The following is a 17206-nucleotide window of genomic DNA, read 5'->3' as shown; positions in this document are numbered from 1 at the left end:
TGTCGAAGCAGCAACGGCGAGTGACGAAGAGTGTTCGGTATCTTGCCACCGACCGAGCCGAAAGCTACGGCGGAAGGGCGAATACATGTTGTATTACAGTAGTTTATCATAATTCTAAAGAGCACCGCAGGCCACGTCTCGCCACTTGCGCGAGCCCGTTCTGCTGCCCGTCATCCGGAGCCAGGCCGTCCATGCCGTCGTCCCCATTCGTCCGTTCCGCCGTCCTCGCGGCCGGGGTGTCGATCACGGTGCTCGCCCTGACGGGAGCCGGTTCGGCGCAGGAACGGGCCGTGACCCTTGATACGCTGAGCGTCGAAGGGTCGGGCGCGGGGAGCGGCACGGGAGTGGGGAATGGCCGCAGCGCGCCCGAGACCGCCCGTGGCCCGGTGGATGGCTACGTCGCCACCCGCAGCGCCACTGCCACCAAGACCGACACGCCGATCATCCGCACGCCGCAATCGATCAGCGTCGTCAGCGCCGATCAGATCAAGGCACAGGGCTCGCAGACCCTGTCCGAGGCCGTGCGCTACACGCCGGGCATCTACGCCAACCAGTTCGGCCCGGACACGCGCCTCGACTGGTTCCTGATCCGCGGCTTCTCGGCCACGGAATCCGGCCTGTTCCGGGATGGGCTCCAGCTGTTCCAGACCGGCTTCGCCAATTTCCGCATCGACCCGTTCGGCGCCGAACGCATCGAGCTGCTGCGCGGCCCCGCCGCCACCCTTTTCGGCGGCAGCCCCGTGGGCGGCCTCATCAACATCGTCTCGAAGCGGCCGACCTTCACGCCCCTGCGCTATCTCGAGCTCGGCGGCGGCTCGTTCAGCCAGCGCTACGCCGCCTTCGATCTCGGGGGGCCGGTGGACGAGTCCGGCCACTGGTTCTACCGCCTGACCGGCCGTTTCCAGAACGGCGACGCCCAGGTGAATTTCGCGCCGGAGGACCGCTACTACATCGCGCCGAGCTTCACCTATAAGCCCGACGGCGCCACCACCTTCACGGTGCTGACGAGCTTCCAGCGCGACGAGACCGGCGGTGCCGGCCAGTTCCTGCCGTATTTCGGGACCGTGCGCACCAACGCTTCCGGTCTCAGGATCGACCGCAAGCTCAACGCCAGCGATCCGCTGGTGGACCGCTACACCCGTAACCAGGCCAATCTCGGCTATGAGTTCGAGCACCATGTCGACGACGTCTGGACCGTGCGCCAGAACTTCCGGTTCTCGTTCACGGAAGTCTCGGATTCCCGCTACGTCGCCAACGGCTACAACAATGCCGCCCAGACGGAGTTGGCCCGCTACGGCTTCCTGACGACGCCCCGCGCCGGCATCTTTACCGTCGACAATCAGGCCGAGGCCCGGTTCAACGATGGAACGTTCGGGCATACCGTGCTGATGGGCGTCGACTACAAGCGCTACAGCTTCTCGGACAACCAGGCTTCGACCTTCCCGGCCCCGTCCCTGAACATCCTCGCTCCGCGATACTTCCAGGCCGCCGCGGCGCCCGCCCCCTATCGCGTGCTGAACCAGCAGCTCCAGCAGGTCGGCCTCTATGCGCAGGACCAAGTCGCGCTCACCGAACGCCTGACCTTCCTCATCGGCGGTCGCCAGGACTTCGTCGACAACAACATCGACAGCAAGATCCCGTCGGGCACATCGACCCAGATCAGCGAAAGTGCCTTCACCGGCCGGCTCGGCCTCATCTACAATCTCGATAACGGGCTGGCGCCCTACGTGACCTATGGGACATCCTTCAATCCGACGCCGGGCGCCGACGCGCAAAACCGGCCGTTCAAGTCGGAGACGGGCGAACAGGTCGAGATCGGCGCCAAGTTCCAGCCCGTCGGCTGGAACACGCTCTTCACCTTCGCGGCCTTCGATCTCGTCCGCAACAACACGCTGACGCCGAACCCGGTCAGCCTCTTCACCAATCTTCAGATCGGTTCGGTGCGCTCACGCGGCTTCGAACTCTCGGCCACGGCGACACTCGCCGAAGGCCTGAACCTCACGGCCGCCTATACGCTCTACGGTCTGCGCACCATCGAGGGGACGGACCTCGATCTCGGCAAGGTCCCGGTGGGCATCCCGCAGACCCTCGCCTCGCTCTGGGCCGATTACACCATCCCGGTCGGCACCTTCAAAGGCTTCGGCTTCGGTGGCGGCGTGAACTATGTCGGCCAATCCTACGCGGACGTCGCCAACACCCTCGTCGTGCCCGAATACGTGACCTTCGACGCGGCGGTGCATTACGATTACGCCGGATGGCGCGCCGCCGTGAACATGATCAATGTCGGCGACAAGCGCTTCGTCTCGTCCTGCTCGTCCGCGACAGCCTGTTTCTACGGCACGCAGCGCAAGATCGTCGCGAGCGTCTCGTACAAGTGGTGAGCCCGCCCCTCCTGCGATGAGGGACGTTTCGATCCCGATGAGCCTGGCTCATCGGGATTTTTCGTTCGCCGGTCAGGACTTGGTCGGCGCCCAGATGCCGAGCGCCGAGGCATCGACGGCGCGCGGCAGCAGGCCCTCGGCGCGGAACGCATCCGCGATGGTCTGTTGCTCGGCGAGACCGTCCCGGGTCACCGGCTCCACCGCGTAGGTGCGGCGGGCATTGGCCTTCGCGACGATGGCGGGATCGAGCTTCCACAGTGCGCCGAGGCGGTTCGCGGATTCGTCCGGGTTGGCCTTCACCCAGGTTCCGGTGTCGCGCAACTTGGCGAAGACGATGTCGAGGATGTCTCCGTGCTTGGCCGCGTACTCGTCCGAGGCGAGGTAGTAGCGCTTGTAGAGCGACAGGCCGGTTCCGTCCTTCAGGACGCGGGCGCCCGTCTGCAGCTCCGCCGCCGAGAGGAACGGGTCCCAGGCGACCCAGGCCTCGACACCGCCGCTGGCCAGCGCCGTGCGCCCGTCGGCCGGGGTGAGGTAGGCGGGCGTGATCGCCTTGAACGGAAGGCCTTCGGCCTTCAGGGCGGCGAGCAGGAGGTAATGCGCGCCGGCGCCCTTCGTCACCGCGACCTTGCGGCCCTTGAGGTCCGCCACCGTCTTGATGGGGGAATCGGCCCCCACCAGGATGGCCTGCGCGGCGGGGGAGGCGGCCTCCTGCGCCACATAGGTGATCCGCGCATTGGCGGCCTGGGCGAAGATCGGCACCGTGTCGGCCACATCGGCCGACAGGTCGATCTGGCCTGCATTGAGCGCTTCCATCACCGGCAGGCCGCTGGTGAATTCGTGCCAGGTGAGCCCGACCTTGAGGGGCTCCAGCGCCTTCTCGAGGCTGCCATCCTGCTTCAGCAGGGCGATCAGGGTCGAGGATTTCTGGTAGCCGATGCGCAGCGTCCTCGGCTCGGCGGCGAGCACGCGTCCCGGAGCGAGGGCGAGAAGACTCAGCGCGGCGGCGGCCCGCAGCGCGTGGCGACGATGGATCATGGGACGGCGTCTCTCGGTATGGCGCGGAATCAGGGATGCTTGTGGATCGGGTCGACCCAGTGGACCGTCTCGGGACGCTCTACGGGTTCCACATCGGTGATGTTGACCACCACCGCCTCGTTGTCGGAGCGCACCAGGACGCAGTTCAGCGGCTGGTCCGGATCGGCGTTGATCTCCTGGTGCGGCACGTAGGGCGGCACGAAGATGAAGTCGCCGGGTCCGGCCTCGGCCACGAATTCCAGCTTGTCGCCCCAGCGCATGCGGGCGCGGCCGGAGACCACGTAGATGACGCTCTCCAGCGCGCCGTGATGGTGCACGCCGGTCTTGGCGTCGGGGGCGATCGCCACCGTGCCGGCCCAGATCTTCTGCGCGCCGACGCGGGCATGGTTGATCGCCGCCTGCCGGAACATGCCCGGTGTCTGGGCGGTGTTCGAATCGAGCTTGTCGCCCGGGATCACCCGCACGCCGTCATGCTTCCAGCGTTCGGCGGCGGGCGCCGCCTCGTGGTCATGCGCGTGGTCGTGGTCGGAATGGGCATGATCGTGGCTGTGGTCGGAAGGGTCGTGCATGGGTCCGGTCCTCGGCGGCGGTCTGTTCAACGTACCGCGATCGCGGCCGGTTCGAAGCTCCGATCGAGGATGATGTCGGCGCGCGGCGCCCGCGCGGCGGGGATCAGCCCGGAACGGACGTAGAGGTCGATGTTGCGCTGCTCGTCGGCGATCACCGCGTCGTCGATGGGCACCGCCCGATATTCCGCCCGCGAGAACCAGCGCAGGGGCACCGCCTCCGGCAGGCCGATGAGCTTCGACCAGACCGCTGCGTAGGGCGCGGGATCCTTGAGCGCCCATTCGCGCGCGCTCACGAGGCGCCGACCGAAATCGGCGAGCTGCGCGCGCTTGGTCTTCAGGGCGGCGTCGCTCGCTACCGCGAAGCTCAGGCCCGGCGTGATGCCGTTGCCGTCGCGCACGACTCGGGCGAGGCCGGCGAGTTCGGCCGTGGAGGTGTAGGGCTCCCAGGTCGCCCAGGCATCGACGCTGCCGCCCGCGAGCGCGATCTTGGCATCCGCCGGGGGCAGGAAGCGCAGGGTCACGGCATTGGCCGGCAGGCCCGCCTCTTCCAGCGCGGCCAGCACCACCTGATGGCCGATGGAGCCGCGATTGGTGGCGATGCTCTTGCCCTTCAGGTCGGCCACCGTCTTGAACGGCGAATCCTTGGCGACGAGGATCGCCAGGCCGTCCTGCTTGTTGCGGAAGGCGACGAAGGCCTTCACCGGCACCCCGGCGGCGGCCGCGAAGGTGAAGGGGGCGTCGCCGACGCCGCCGGCATCGATCGCCCCGGCATTGAGGGCTTCGAGAAGAGGGGCTGCGGCGGGAAACTCGCTCCATTCGAGCCGGTAGGGCAGGTCGGCGAGGACGCCGGCCGCCTCCATCAGGGCGCGGGCATTGCCGCGCTGGTCGCCGACGCGAAGCACCGTCTCGTCGGCGCGGGCGATGCCGGCGAACGCCAGCACGGCGAGGAGAGTGATAAGGGCGCGCATCAGGCTGCCTCCGCCCGTGTCCCACGCCGGGCGAGGAGCCGCTTGAAGGTGGGGATCAGGTCACGGCCATACGCGATGGCGTCTTCCAGCGGGTCGAACCCGCGGATCAGGAAGGTCCGCACCCCGAGGTCGTGGTAATCGAGAAGGGCGTCGGCCACCTGCTCCGGCGTGCCGACGAGGGCAGTGGAATTGCCCGAGGCGCCCGTCTCCCTGGCGATGGCGGTGTAGAGCCGCTTGTCGAGGCGCGAGCCCTGGGACGCCGCCGCGAGCAGGCGGCGCGAGCCCTCGTTCTCCGGCACCGGCGCCGGCCCGAGACCCCTGGCGGCGCGGGTGGCGCGGGTGCGGGCCAGGATGTCCTCGGCCCTGGCCCAGGCTTCCTCCTCCGTCGCAGCCAGGATCGGCCGGAACGACAGGCTGAACCGGGGATCGCGGCCATGGGGGGCAGCTGCCGCTCGCACCCTGGAGATGGCCTCCCGGACCTGATCGAGGCTCTCGCCCCACAGGGCGTAGGTGTCGGCGTGACGCCCGGCGACAGTGATGGCGGCCGGGGAGGCCCCGCCGAAGAAGACCGGGATGCCGCGCGGGTCCACCGGCTTCACCTCGGAGAAGCCCCGGTCGATCCGGTAATGCGCGCCGGCGAAATCGAACGGCGCTTCGGCGGTCCAGACCTGCCGGGCGATGGTGAGGAATTCGTCGGTGCGGGCGTAGCGCTCGTCCTTGGTCAGGTGGTCGCCGTCCTGCGCCAGCTCCCTGTCGTCGCCGCCGCTGATGGCGTGGATGGCGACGCGCCCGCCGGTCAGCTGGTCGAGGGTCGCGAATTGGCGCGCGGCCACCGTCGGCGCGGTGAATCCGGTGCGATGGGCGATCATCAGGCCGATCCGGTCGGTCACCGCCGCGATCTGGGCGGAGAGCAGCAGCGCGTCGGGCTGGGTCGCGTAGAAGGCCACCAGGATGCGGTCGAACCCGCCCCATTCATGCGCCTGGGCGAGCAGCCGGAGATAGTCCCGGTCGATGGCGGGGCCCGAGGCCGCATGGGTCTCGGAGGTGTAGCGCGGGGCGGCGAAGCCGATGAATTCGACGGCATCCGGCGACGGAAAGCTCATCGCGATCTCCTTGAGTCCGTAACTGGGAAGGGGTCAGAGGCCGAGGGCGGCGCGCCCGGCGGCGATGCGGACCGCATCGGTCTGCGGCCAGTGGATGCGCCCGCACAGGACGTCGCGCAGGTGTCGTTCCAGCGGGTTCGCCCGCGACAGGCCGGGATTGCCGGCGAGTTCGACGGCGCGCTGCACCAGCTGGATCGCGTTCTCGGTGACGGTGGTCTTGAGGAAGCCGGATTCGGCGACCGAGGGGCAGGCGCCTCCGTCGACATCCGCGGCGAAGCTCCGGATCAGGCGGGCATTCACGGCGAGCAGTCGCTCGTTCTCGCCGATGGCCTCCTGGAAGCGCGGCAAGGTCGCGAGGCTCTGGCCGAGGCTTCCGGGTTTGCGGTCTTTCGCGAAGGCAATGAACCAGGCCTGGGCCGAGCGCGCGACGCCGTCATAGAGGGCGGAGAGCATCGCCGTGCTCCAGGCCTGCTGCTGGAGATCCGGCTTGCGCCAGCCCTCGGGCGGGCGAAGGTCCACCGCATGCTCGGCGGGCACCGCCACATCCTCGAAGATCACGTCGTGGCTGCCGCTGGCGCGCAGGCCGAGATGGTCCCAGGTCTCCTCGATCCGCACGCCATCGGAGGCCATCGGCACCAGGATGTTGCCGATGCGCGGCTCCGCCTCATCGGTGCGGACAAAGACGAGGCCATGGGTGAGGGCCGGGCTGCCGGTGGAATAGATCTTCCGGCCGCTGATGCGCCATCCGGTGGAGGTCGCCCGAGCCACCGTCTCCGGCATGCCGCCCCTCGAGGGGGTTCCGAGTTCGGGCTCGACCCGCAGGGCGTTGATGAGCGCGCCGTCCTCCACCGCCGCGCGGCCGAGCCCATCGGCGATCGCCTGGGGCCAGCTTTCCTCCGGCGAGGCCGCGCGCGCATGGATCAGCCCATGCTGGAGAAAGTGCATGGTGAGGACCAAGGCGGTGGAGGGCTCGCCTCGCGCCAGGGTGCCGATCACCATCGCTGCCTGCCCGAGACCGGCGCCGGCGCCGCCCAGCCTGCGCGGCACGGTCAGCCCCGGCAGGCCGGCATTCCGGCAATCGGCGATGTTGTCATGCGCGAATCGACCGGCGCGGTCGTGACCGTCGGCCCGTTCGGCGAAAAGCCGGGCGAGCCCATCGGCGGTGTCGCGCAGAGGCGGGGAGAGGATCATTCGGAAAAGACAGGATTCTTCGGACGCGTCGGATCGCAGGGCTCACGGAATACGCCGCGAAAGCCCCTCACCAAGTGCCGCAATGGTCCTGCCGAAACCCCGTCCTGTCAACGGGAACGTTCTTTTTTAAGAACAAAGGATCGGAGAAGGCCCTTGCCGTTCATCCGTCCCGATAGCGAAAGTCCTTTCCCCTCGACTCAAAGCAGAGGGGGAATGCGAATCTCACCCCCAGTCGGCCTTCATCCGTCCGGCGCTCGTTCGAGCCGGGTCGTTCGACAAAACAAACGTTTCTGCGGCTCGGCGCGGCGGCTCGATCTCATCGCGATCGTCGAGGTCGGGGCTGGCGGCCGAGGCGAACTTGGCGAATTCCCAGCCGTCGATCCAATCCAGTCGGTCGGTAGAATCCTCGCCGCCCGGGGCGTGATCGATGGTCCGGCCCTGCCCGTAGGCTTCGAAACCCATCCAGTAGAAATCCGGCGTCTCGGCGGTCGTCACGGCATTCTCCCTCTCCGGGACGGTCATGCCATGGGACGGGCCGCGCCACATCCTCCGGATGGGGTAGCGCGGTGATTGGTATCGGTCGGGCGTATCGAGATTCAGACGACGACGCCCTCGCGGGTCAACAGGGCGCGCTTGCGTGCGACGCCCCAGCGGTAGCCGGAGAGCGACCCGTCCGAACGGACCACCCGATGACAGGGTATCGCCACGGCGATGGAATTCGCGCCACAGGCCAGCGCCACCGCACGGCTCGCCGCCGGAGCGCCGATGGCTCTGGCGATGTCCGCATAGGTCGCGGTGGTGCCGATGGGGATCTTGCGCAGGGCGTCCCAGACCCGCTGCTGGAAGGCGGTGCCGCCGATATCGAGCGGCAGTCCGAGATCGCGCGCGGGCGTCGCGACGAACCCCACCACCTGGGCCATCCAGGCCTCGAAAGCCGCGTCGCCCCCCAGCAGGTCGGCCTTCGGAAACCGGTCCTGGAGGTCGCGGGACAGTTGGTCGGGATCGTCTCCGAGCAGGATGGCGCAGATTCCCTTGACTGTCGCCGCCACCAGGATGGCGCCGAGGGCGCATTGGCCGATCCCGAACCGGATCGCGACGCCTTCGCCGCCCCGGCGGTAGGTCTCGGGCGCCATGCCGAGGCGGTCCGTCGCCTCCGCGTAGAAGCGGCTCGGCGAGGCGTATCCGGCCTCATAGATCGCCTGCGTGACCGTTTCTGCCCGGCTCAAGCCCGAGGCCAGAGCCTCCGCGCGTCGCGCCGCCGCGTAGGATTTCGGCGTAACGCCGGTGACTGTCTTGAACACACGGTGGAAATGGAACGCGCTGAGACCGGCCGCCTCCGCCAGCGCCCCGAGGTCAGGCAAGGTTTCGGCTTCGTCGATGAGGCGGCAGGCGCGGGCGACCGCCTCCGCCCGGCGCGCGGCGAGGCTGGGCGCGTTGGGGAGGCAGCGCTTGCAGGCGCGAAAGCCGGCTGCTTCCGCCTCGGCGCAGGAGGCGTGAAAGCTCACATTTTCGGGTCGCGGCGCGCGCGCGGCGCAACTCGGCCGGCAATAGATCCCAGTGGTACGCACCGCATAGACGAAGCTGCCATCGGCGGCCTCGTCGCGGGAGGCGAGGGCGGCCCATCGCGCAGCGTCGCCGCCTTCGAGGCGGCATCCTGCAGGATCGGCGATGGATGGGACGTCCTGACGGGCCATCGGTTCGGGGGCGGGCACGGCGTCGATCTCCTGATCGGGCGACGACGGCGCGGGCCGCCGCTTCAGGCCATCATACTGACCCCGAGGCTCGCCGGCCGCATCCCGGTTCTTGCTCCCGCTTTCGTCTCCTTGGTTCAGGCCGTCCTCGGCGCGCCGACGGGGGCGGCTTTCGCACGCTTGCGCGTCTGGAAATGCGCGACCTTGTGGGCGACCAGCGCGAACAGCCCCGCGAGAGCCACCATGGCGGCATCGAACCAGAGGAGGCCCGGATCGTGCCGCAGCAGGGCGCTCGGCGACGGCGCGGCGGCTGCCAGGAGGTCCGCCAGCGCCACGGCGAGGAACAGGATCGCGGTGACGACGGCCATCTCCCGCCAAGCGGCGCGATGAGGCCGGAACAGCGGAACCACGCTCATCACGATCCAGGCGCCGAAAAAGGCCCGGACCTCCCAGTCGAGGCGGCCCTCGAGGCCGGGAGGGAGCACGCGGTTGGCGAGGAAATACACCGCGATCCCCGCCGGCAGGCCGATGACGGTGCCGATATTGAGGGCCTGCACCACGCGAAGGCCGAGGGACGGGGCCTCGCCGGGTTTCGGCAGCCGGGCGACGGACCACAGGATCAGCCCGCTCGCCACCATGACGCATCCCATCAGGCCGCAGAGGAAGAACAGGATGCGCAGGGCCGGCCCGGCGAAATGGGCCTCGTGCAGGCCGACCATGGTGGTGAAGGTCTTGGCCGCCGGCTTCAGCCCGCCCTGCAGGATCTCGACGATCTCGCCGGTGGTGCCGTCGAAGGCGATCTGCGGATGCTGGTGGGCGAGTCCGTGCGGCTCCTCGAAGATCGCGATCACCGTGGATCGGGCATCGCCCGGATTGACGATGGACAGGCGCTCCAGCGGCTCGTGGATCGTCGCCACGGCGCGGGCGACCATCGGCCCGATCGGGGCCAGGGTTCCGGGCTGGCCGAGGGGCGGGCGCTGGGCCGTGATCTGGGCGGTCTCGGCGTAGAAGCGCGTCGCATCGCCGTTATACGCGGCGGTGACGCCCCAGGGCATGTAGATCATCGCCAGGGTGACGATGCCCGTATAGGTGATCATCAGGTGGTAGGGCAGCGCCAGCACGCCGGTGACGTTGTGCGCGTCGAGCCAGCCGCGCTGGGCCGACTTGTCCCGGCGCAGGGTGAAGAAATCGGCGAAGATCCGGCGATGGGTGATGATGCCGCTGATGAGCGCCACCAGCATCACCATCGCGCAGATGCCGACGATCCAGCGCCCCCAGAGCGGCGGCATGTGCAGCTCGAAATGGAAACGGTAGAGGAAGTCGCCGCCCCTGGTCTTCCTGAAGGTCGCCGGCTCTCCCGTCTGCCCGTCGAGCTGGACGATGTTCGGGGGCGTGCCCGGCTTCGTCCGCCAGAACAGGTCGATGATCGGCCGGTCCGGCTGCGGCAGGCCGATGGACCAGGACCGCGCGCCCACGGCATGGGCCTGGAGATGGGCGAGCCCGATCTCCGCCGCGCGGGCGAGGTCGGGGACCGGCTCGGCCCGCGCCGCCTGCCTCAGCTCCGGCTGCATCCAGGCCGTGATGTCGGTGCGATAATAGCTCGCTGTTCCGGTGACGAAGACGGCGAACAGCACCCAGCCGACCACGAGGCCGGACCAGGTGTGCAACCAGGCCATGGATTGGCGAAGGCCGTTCTTCATGCCGCACATCCTTCTGGCATGTCGTTCTCAAGCGGTCTCGGTCGAGGCACCGACGGGCGCGCGGCCATTCTCTACCAGCGATACCGGAGCGTCGCGAGCACGGTGCGCGGCGCGCCATACCAGCACCAGGCTTGGAAGGCGCAGGACTGCACGTAGGTCTCGTCGAGGAGGTTCTGGGCGTTGACCTGCAACTGCATGCCCTTCAGGCTCGGCGACAGGTAGCTGAAGTCGTAGGACGCGACGGCATCCACGACGAGGTTCGCCGGCACCTTGAAGCTGTTGGCGGCGTCGCCCTGCGAGCCGCCGAGATAGCGGAACCCGCCGCCGAAGCCGAGGCCGGCGAACATGCCCGTGCGGACCTGATAGTTGCCGAAGAGCGAGATCGTGGTGTCCGGCACCTGGATCGGACGCAGGCCGACGAGGCCCACGGTCTGGCGGGTCGTCTCGTTCAGCGTCGTGCCGGTGCCGGCGGAGTTGATGGCGTCGATGAGGGAGAAGCCGCCGACGACGGTGAGGTTCTCGGTGACGTTGGCCCGCGCTTCGAACTCGACGCCCTGAACGCTGACTTCGCCGTTCTGAATGGAGAAGCGCGGACCGTTGGCGATATCGGGAGACAGCGAGTTCTGGCGCTTGATGTCGAAGGCCGCCGCCGTCAGCAGGATATCCGTGCCGGGAGGCTGGTACTTCACGCCGGCCTCGAACTGCCGGCTGGTGATGGGATCGGGCAGGCGGCCGAAGCTTGGGTCGCCGGTGAAGATCTGCCCGGAAAATTGCGGCTCGAACGCTTCCGAATAGCTGACATAGGGAGCGATGCCGCCGTCGAAGAGATAGAGCAGGCTCGCCCGGCCCGTGAAGGCTTCGCTCGGCGCATCCTGATCGCTGACGAGCTGACCCGCCATGTCCCGGGTCGGGCCGCTCTGTCTCACCCAATCGTAGCGTCCGCCGAGGGTCAGGGTCAGGCGGTCGACCTTGACCTGATCCTGGAAGTAGATCCCGGTCTGGTGGGAGGTGATGTCGGAATAACCCGAGAAGGCCGGGAAAGAGATATTGGTCAGTCCGTAGACCGGGTTGAGCACGTCGAGGCTCTGGGGGACTGTCGGGAACGGTGTGCTGAACGTCTTCGTATAAAGCGTCTGGTGGTCGAGCCCGACGAGGACAGTATGGGCGAGCGGGCCGGTCTGGAAATCGGCCACGATGTTGTTGTCGTTAGTAAAGGCGTCGATGGCCACGTTGGTGCCGCCGATGGCCCGATTGAGGAATCGGCCACCCCAGGCGAGGTTGTTCGAGGTGGCGTCGTAGAGGCTGCGGTAATCGCCGAGGGTGCGCAGGAAGCGCCCCGACGAGTGGACGCGGATGCCCTCGTCGAAACGATGATCGAAGATGTAGGTCGCGGAAGCCTGTGTCCGGTCGGAGCGCTCGATATTCGGGTCGCCGTCATAGAAGTTGCGCGGCAGGCGGCCGAGCGGTCCGTTGGCGACGCCGAAATTCGAGGGGAACAGCGTGCCCTTGGCGGGCAGGGCGCCGTAATAGCCGGAATAAGGGTCGCGCTGGTACAGGCCGATGACCGTCAGCGAGGTGTCGGCGGACGGGCGCCACGTCACGCTGGGGTTGATGAAGCTGCGCTCGATCGAGGTGGTCTTGGCCGGGCCGTCGGCGTTCCAGCCCGCCGCGATGATGCGGTAGGCGAACTGGTCTGCCAGCACGCCGTGGCCCTCGATCGGGCCGCCGACATCCACGCCGCCGCGCACGGTGTTGTAATCCCCGCCCTGGATGAAGATTTCGCCGTGGCGAACGAAGGACGGAACCTTGCTGACGAGGTTGACGATGCCGCCCGGGCCAGACTGCCCGTAGAGGACCGAGGCCGGCCCCTTGATGATGTCGACGCGCTCCAGCCGGAACGGATCGACGGACGGGCCGGCGTCACGGTTGCTTGGCAGGCGCATCCCGTCGAGGAAGAGGGGGGCCTGGAAGCCGCGGATCAGGAACTGTTCGAGGCGCGTCGAGCCGGAGCCGCCGCGCTGCTCGGTGGTGACGCTCGGCGTGTAGCGCAGGGCCTGGTTGACGGTGAGAGCGTTCTGATCCTCGATCTGCTTTCGAGAGATGACAGAAATCGACTGGGCCGTTTCAAGAATAGGCGTATCCGTCTTGGTGCCGACGACGCTTCGCGTGGCAGTATAGCCGCGCACTGGACCGACGGGACCGCCGGCATCCGCGCCGGATGCGCTCGGACGTCCCGCGACACCATCGACCGACAAGGTATCGAGGGTCACCGCGTGGTCCGCGCCCTGCGCCATGACTGGTTTCGACAGTACAGCCAGTACCGCCACGCTCGATAGCAGGGCAAGGATGATTGGCGCGCGAACGGACGACATCGCAGAATGGCCGCGATAATTGAGCGAGGGCTGATGCACAGCGAAACCCGATTTGCCAGGATTTGATGAATTAGAAGCGTTGCAAAGAAAGACTGCTCTCTAATTCGTGTTGTGAAATCATCTGGCAAAGAAGCTATTCTGCATGCAAGTGCTATCTTCTAGAACTGTTTTAGATAAAAACTCCGATTTTATAATAGGTTACTCCTTCGCGGACGGCGTCGGCAGACGATTTTACCCTTCGCGATGGCGCTTGGCGTGAATCTCGCCCGCCCACGCGGCGCAGTCCCGCAATGGAAGCATGGCCGTTCTGCCCTCCATTCTGGTGTGGATCGCGAGCGTGGCGAGGCGATCGACCCGCCCCGTGGTGGCCCCACCCGCACACAGACTAGCCATCGCGCCATGCGCACGAACGAGCAGGAATTTTAATCCGTGGTATATTGTATGCCTTGAATTTTGATGCATGATGGAGTGGGGATTCAACGACACACCCAAACAAGAATGGATTCAGGGATGGAACGACAGGACGCACCATCCGCCAAATGGCGGCAACTCGCCTTCGGCGTTCTCTGCATGGCGATGATCGCCAACCTGCAATATGGCTGGACGCTCTTCGTCGATCCCATCGACGCCAAGTTCCACTGGGGCCGCGCGGCGATCCAGTTCGCCTTCACGATCTTCGTCGCCACGGAGACTTGGCTGGTGCCGGTGGAAGCCTGGTTCGTCGATCGCTACGGCCCGCGCATCGTCGTCTGTTTCGGCGGCGTGATGATCGCGCTCGCCTGGCTCATCAACTCCCAGGCCTCGTCCCTGTGGATGCTGTACGGCGCGGCGGTGATCGGCGGCATCGGGGCCGGGTCGGTCTACGGCACCTGCGTCGGCAACGCCCTGAAATGGTTTCCACATCGGCGCGGCCTCGCGGCTGGTGCCACGGCGGCCGGTTTCGGCGCGGGCGCCGCAGTGACGGTGGTGCCGATCGCCAAGATGATCGCCAGCAGCGGCTACCAGGACGCCTTCCTGTATTTCGGCCTCGGCCAGGGCGCCATCGTGGTCCTGCTGTCGTTCCTGTTGCGCAAGCCGTCCGTCGCCGTGCCGATCCAACGCAAGAGCCTGCGTCTGCCGCAGACCAGGGTCGACCGCACGCCGCGCGAGGTGGTGCGCACCCCGGTCTTCTGGGTCATGTACGCGATCTTCGTGATGGTGGCCTCGGGCGGCCTGATGGCGGCGGCGCAGATCGCGCCCATCGCCCATGACTTCCGGGTCGCCGACGTGCCCGTCAGCCTGTTCGGCCTGCAGATGGCGGCGCTGACCTTCGCCATCTCGCTGGACCGGATCTTCGACGGGTTCGGGCGTCCGTTCTTCGGTTTCGTCTCGGATACGATCGGGCGCGAGAACACGATGTTCATCGCCTTCGCGACGGCGGCGGCCGCGATCGTCCTGCTGCTGAGCTACGGCACCAACCCGCTGGTCTTCGTGTTCTCGACGGCGATCTATTTCGGTGTCTTCGGCGAGATCTACTCGCTGTTCCCGGCCACCTGCGGCGACACGTTCGGGTCCACCTTCGCCACCACCAATGCCGGCCTGCTCTACACCGCCAAGGGGACGGCCTCGTTCCTCGTGCCGGTGGCGAGCGTCATCTCGGCAACCTACGGCTGGTCGGCGGTGTTCTCGATCATCATCGGGCTCAACGTGGCGGCGGCGGCCCTGGCGATGTTCGTGCTCCGGCCGATGCGGGCGCGCTACCTCGCGCAAGGCCCGGTGCTGGCTTCGGACACGATCGAGGAATCCGGCCCCGCCCGCCTCGCGCGGACACCGGTCTGATCCGTCCGGATCGCGTCACCGGTCCGGCCTTAGAAGGCCCGGCCTCCTCGGGGAGGGGTCGGGAATACCCCCGCCCCCTCGAGGATCGTCATGCACCTTCCCGCCATCCTGGCGCTCCAGACCGTTCCCTTCGCCGGCCTGATTCTGGCCGGCAAAGAGGATAAGGACCTGTTCACGGTCGTCTACATCGCGGCCCTCGGGCTCATCCTGGCCCTCGACTTCCTGCTCGGCGGCACGTTCGAGATCGCCACGGCCTTCGGAGGCGGGGTCCGCTAGGGACACCCGCGCCCGGCCTCTCTCGGGAACGCCGCTCCCGAGTGGATGGGCGACGGTCCGCGTCCGATTCCCGTCGGGTCAGGCGGCGCGGATGGTCGAGAGGAAGCGAGAGACCTCCGCGCCGAGATGCTCGGACTGGCGCGACAGTTCGGAGGCGGCGGACAGGACCTGTCCGGCCGCCATCCCGGTCTCCTCCGAGGCCTGCGCCACACCGGCGATATTGCCGGTCACCTCGTTGGTGCCTGCCGATGCCTGGGCGACGTTGCGGACGATCTCCTGCGTCGCCGCGCCCTGCTGCTCCACCGCAGCGGCGATCGAGGCCGCCATGTCGTCGATCTCGCGGATCCGCCCGGTGATGCCGCCGATCGCCATCACGGCCTGAGCGGTGACGGCCTGCACCTCGCCGATCTGGCGGCCGATCTCTTCGGTCGCCTTGGCGGTCTGGGCGGCGAGGGCCTTCACCTCGCTCGCCACCACCGCGAAGCCCCGCCCCGCCACGCCGGCGCGCGCCGCCTCGATCGTGGCATTGAGCGCCAGCAGGTTGGTCTGGCTGGCGATGGTCGAGATCATGCCCACCATGTCGCCGATCCGGGCCGACGTGGTTTGCAGGGCCTGGACCAGATGCACGGTCTGGTCGGCCTCGCCCACGGCCGATTGAGCGAGCATGGCCGAGCCGGACACCTGGCGACCGATCTCCTGCACCGACGAGCCCAATTCCTCGGCGGCTGCCGCGACCGTGTTGACGTTGGTGGCAGCCTCCTCGGCGGCGGCCGCGACGGTGGAGGACTGAGCCGCCGTCTCGTGGGCGCTGGCGGTCATCTGCTGGGCAGTGGCCTGGAGTTCGGTGGCCGATGAGGACACGGTCCCGACGATACCGCCGACGGCACGCTCGAAGCCGTCCGCCAGCTCGATCATCGTGCGCTTGCGCTCGGCTACCGCAGCCTCGTTGGCCCGACGCTTGATCTCGAATTCCTCGGCGGCCTTGCGGGCGACCATGGCCTTGATGCCCTCGACGGCCTTGCCGACGGCGCCGATCTCGTCACCGCGGGCGGCTTCCTTGATCTCCGCATCGATCTCACCCCGGGCCATGCGCTGGAGAACGCCGACGAGGTTGCCGAGCGGGCGGGTGACCTGCGCGATGATCGTGTAGACGCCGTAGGCAACGGTGAGCGCGGCGAGACCGAGCGCGGCCAGCAGGGTGAGCCGGGTCCAACCGGACGTCGCCTCGGAGCGCCGGTATTCCGCCTCCGCCTCACGCACCTGCAGCGTGGCCAGTTTTGTCAGCATCGGGTTGGTGGCCTGCAAGCCTTTCAGCAAGTCCGCATGCGTCGTCTCGAATTCCGAACCGTCCCCGGCAGCGATGCGCTTGAGGATCTCGGCCATGACGACGCCGTTCCCGTCGATCCGCCCCTGCAGGTCCTTGGCGACGGTGTCCTCTTCCGGTGTCAGGTAGGTCGCCAAATAGGCCGACCATTGCGTGGTGATGTTCGAAAGGTCGCGCTCGATCTTCTCCCTGGCCTGGGCCGGCTCGATCTGCCGGCCGCGCAACGCGCGCGACACGTTGGTCAGGTCGTCATAGGAATCCCGGATGACGATGAATTGCCGGAGGGGGATGACACGATCATCGAAGGTGGTTTTGAGGCTTTGGCTGCTCCAATACAGTGCAAGGTTAGAAATGCCTGATGTTGCGAGGAGAAGTAGGCCGATACAACCCAGAAGTGCTACAATCCTCAGCTTTATCGTCGTCTTCATCAGTAATGCTTTCAAACTATGCAGATGAGGTGTCGCGGATCCATAAATCGGTCCACGTCCCATCATTCAAGACGCTTAATCTTTATGCAAAGTGCTTATAATCTTCTAAGAACTGCCGTTCAGGCGATGAACAATTAGTCTTCTGCGTCAATTTGGCGTCATGGAAAAACAGCGTCGGCACAGCCTGACGCCGTCTCCTTTCGAGCATGCGACGGCGGGGATCGAAGAGGACCGTCACGATACCGATCGAGGACCTGGACGACGCCTTTCAGGCGCCGCTCAAGCCGCGGTGGTCGACGGGTTCGGCGCGACATCGGCCCCGCTCACGGGCGCCCGGCAACGGGCGAGCC

At 67.4% G+C, this 17206-nt stretch carries 13 protein-coding genes; 3 read left to right on the top strand and 10 right to left on the bottom strand.

Annotation, left to right across the window (positions count from 1 at the left end):
- Positions 1–191 precede the first annotated feature (191 nt).
- Positions 192–2381, top strand: coding sequence for a TonB-dependent siderophore receptor (locus tag ASF32_RS23940; protein WP_056434597.1), 2190 nt, complete (start codon positions 192–194; stop codon positions 2379–2381).
- Between the two features lie 72 nt (positions 2382–2453).
- Here ASF32_RS23940 and ASF32_RS23935 read toward each other — a convergent pair whose 3' ends face one another.
- From ASF32_RS23935 to ASF32_RS23895, 9 genes are all read right to left on the bottom strand, one after another.
- The gene (locus ASF32_RS23935; RefSeq protein WP_056434594.1) at positions 2454–3416 is read right to left on the bottom strand and encodes an aliphatic sulfonate ABC transporter substrate-binding protein; all 963 of its coding nucleotides are present in this window, start codon (positions 3414–3416) and stop codon (positions 2454–2456) included.
- A 29-nt stretch (positions 3417–3445) separates the two neighbouring features.
- A complete protein-coding gene (locus tag ASF32_RS23930; RefSeq protein WP_056434591.1) occupies positions 3446–3985 on the bottom strand; it encodes a cupin domain-containing protein in 540 nt (179 codons plus the stop codon).
- A 26-nt stretch (positions 3986–4011) separates the two neighbouring features.
- Complete coding sequence (locus ASF32_RS23925) at positions 4012–4953, bottom strand: ABC transporter substrate-binding protein (protein ID WP_156467945.1); 942 nt, start codon at positions 4951–4953, stop codon at positions 4012–4014.
- Entirely contained in the window at positions 4953–6056 is a 1104-nt protein-coding gene (locus tag ASF32_RS23920) for an LLM class flavin-dependent oxidoreductase (RefSeq protein ID WP_056434586.1), read from the bottom strand. Before ASF32_RS23920 ends, ASF32_RS23925 begins: the two co-directional genes overlap by 1 nt.
- A gap of 33 nt (positions 6057–6089) precedes the next feature.
- Complete coding sequence (locus tag ASF32_RS23915; protein WP_056434583.1) at positions 6090–7247, bottom strand: acyl-CoA dehydrogenase family protein; 1158 nt, start codon at positions 7245–7247, stop codon at positions 6090–6092.
- Between the two features lie 222 nt (positions 7248–7469).
- Positions 7470–7742, bottom strand: coding sequence for a hypothetical protein (locus ASF32_RS23910; protein ID WP_156467944.1), 273 nt, complete (start codon positions 7740–7742; stop codon positions 7470–7472).
- Between the two features lie 101 nt (positions 7743–7843).
- Positions 7844–8941, bottom strand: coding sequence for a bifunctional DNA-binding transcriptional regulator/O6-methylguanine-DNA methyltransferase Ada (gene ada / locus ASF32_RS23905; RefSeq protein WP_056434577.1), 1098 nt, complete (start codon positions 8939–8941; stop codon positions 7844–7846).
- A 134-nt stretch (positions 8942–9075) separates the two neighbouring features.
- Positions 9076–10638 (bottom strand): PepSY-associated TM helix domain-containing protein, encoded by a 1563-nt coding sequence (locus ASF32_RS23900; protein WP_056434574.1) that lies wholly within the window; start codon positions 10636–10638, stop codon positions 9076–9078.
- A gap of 71 nt (positions 10639–10709) precedes the next feature.
- Entirely contained in the window at positions 10710–13010 is a 2301-nt protein-coding gene (locus tag ASF32_RS23895; RefSeq protein ID WP_056434734.1) for a TonB-dependent siderophore receptor, read from the bottom strand.
- Positions 13011–13520: 510 nt separating this feature from the next.
- Between ASF32_RS23895 and oxlT the strand changes: the two genes are divergently transcribed.
- The gene (oxlT, locus tag ASF32_RS23890; protein ID WP_056434570.1) at positions 13521–14828 is read left to right on the top strand and encodes an oxalate/formate MFS antiporter; all 1308 of its coding nucleotides are present in this window, start codon (positions 13521–13523) and stop codon (positions 14826–14828) included.
- A 90-nt stretch (positions 14829–14918) separates the two neighbouring features.
- Positions 14919–15104 carry a hypothetical protein gene (locus ASF32_RS23885; protein WP_056434567.1) on the top strand — a complete coding sequence of 62 codons (186 nt, stop codon included), beginning with the start codon at positions 14919–14921 and terminating at the stop codon, positions 15102–15104.
- A gap of 78 nt (positions 15105–15182) precedes the next feature.
- Here the strand turns inward: ASF32_RS23885 and ASF32_RS23880 are convergent, their stop codons facing one another.
- Entirely contained in the window at positions 15183–16856 is a 1674-nt protein-coding gene (locus ASF32_RS23880) for a methyl-accepting chemotaxis protein (protein WP_056434564.1), read from the bottom strand.
- Positions 16857–17206: the final 350 nt, after the last annotated feature.

It is taken from the genome of Methylobacterium sp. Leaf91 (genome assembly GCF_001422815.1).
Classification (GTDB): domain Bacteria; phylum Pseudomonadota; class Alphaproteobacteria; order Rhizobiales; family Beijerinckiaceae; genus Methylobacterium.
This window is presented reverse-complemented; position numbering and strand designations above follow the sequence as displayed.

Bases quoted from the DNA above. Each gene is read 5' to 3' on its own strand.
- ASF32_RS23940 (WP_056434597.1), top strand. From the start codon at position 192: ATGCCGTCGTCCCCATTCGTCCGTTCCGCCGTCCTCGCGGCCGGGGTG.
- ASF32_RS23925 (WP_156467945.1), bottom strand. From the start codon at position 4,953: ATGCGCGCCCTTATCACTCTCCTCGCCGTGCTGGCGTTCGCCGGCATC.
- ASF32_RS23930 (WP_056434591.1), bottom strand. From the start codon at position 3,985: ATGCACGACCCTTCCGACCACAGCCACGATCATGCCCATTCCGACCAC.
- ASF32_RS23920 (WP_056434586.1), bottom strand. From the start codon at position 6,056: ATGAGCTTTCCGTCGCCGGATGCCGTCGAATTCATCGGCTTCGCCGCC.
- ASF32_RS23900 (WP_056434574.1), bottom strand. From the start codon at position 10,638: ATGAAGAACGGCCTTCGCCAATCCATGGCCTGGTTGCACACCTGGTCC.
- ASF32_RS23885 (WP_056434567.1), top strand. From the start codon at position 14,919: ATGCACCTTCCCGCCATCCTGGCGCTCCAGACCGTTCCCTTCGCCGGC.
- oxlT (WP_056434570.1), top strand. From the start codon at position 13,521: ATGGAACGACAGGACGCACCATCCGCCAAATGGCGGCAACTCGCCTTC.
- ASF32_RS23895 (WP_056434734.1), bottom strand. From the start codon at position 13,010: ATGTCGTCCGTTCGCGCGCCAATCATCCTTGCCCTGCTATCGAGCGTG.
- ada (WP_056434577.1), bottom strand. From the start codon at position 8,941: ATGGCCCGTCAGGACGTCCCATCCATCGCCGATCCTGCAGGATGCCGC.
- ASF32_RS23935 (WP_056434594.1), bottom strand. From the start codon at position 3,416: ATGATCCATCGTCGCCACGCGCTGCGGGCCGCCGCCGCGCTGAGTCTT.
- ASF32_RS23915 (WP_056434583.1), bottom strand. From the start codon at position 7,247: ATGATCCTCTCCCCGCCTCTGCGCGACACCGCCGATGGGCTCGCCCGG.
- ASF32_RS23880 (WP_056434564.1), bottom strand. From the start codon at position 16,856: ATGAAGACGACGATAAAGCTGAGGATTGTAGCACTTCTGGGTTGTATC.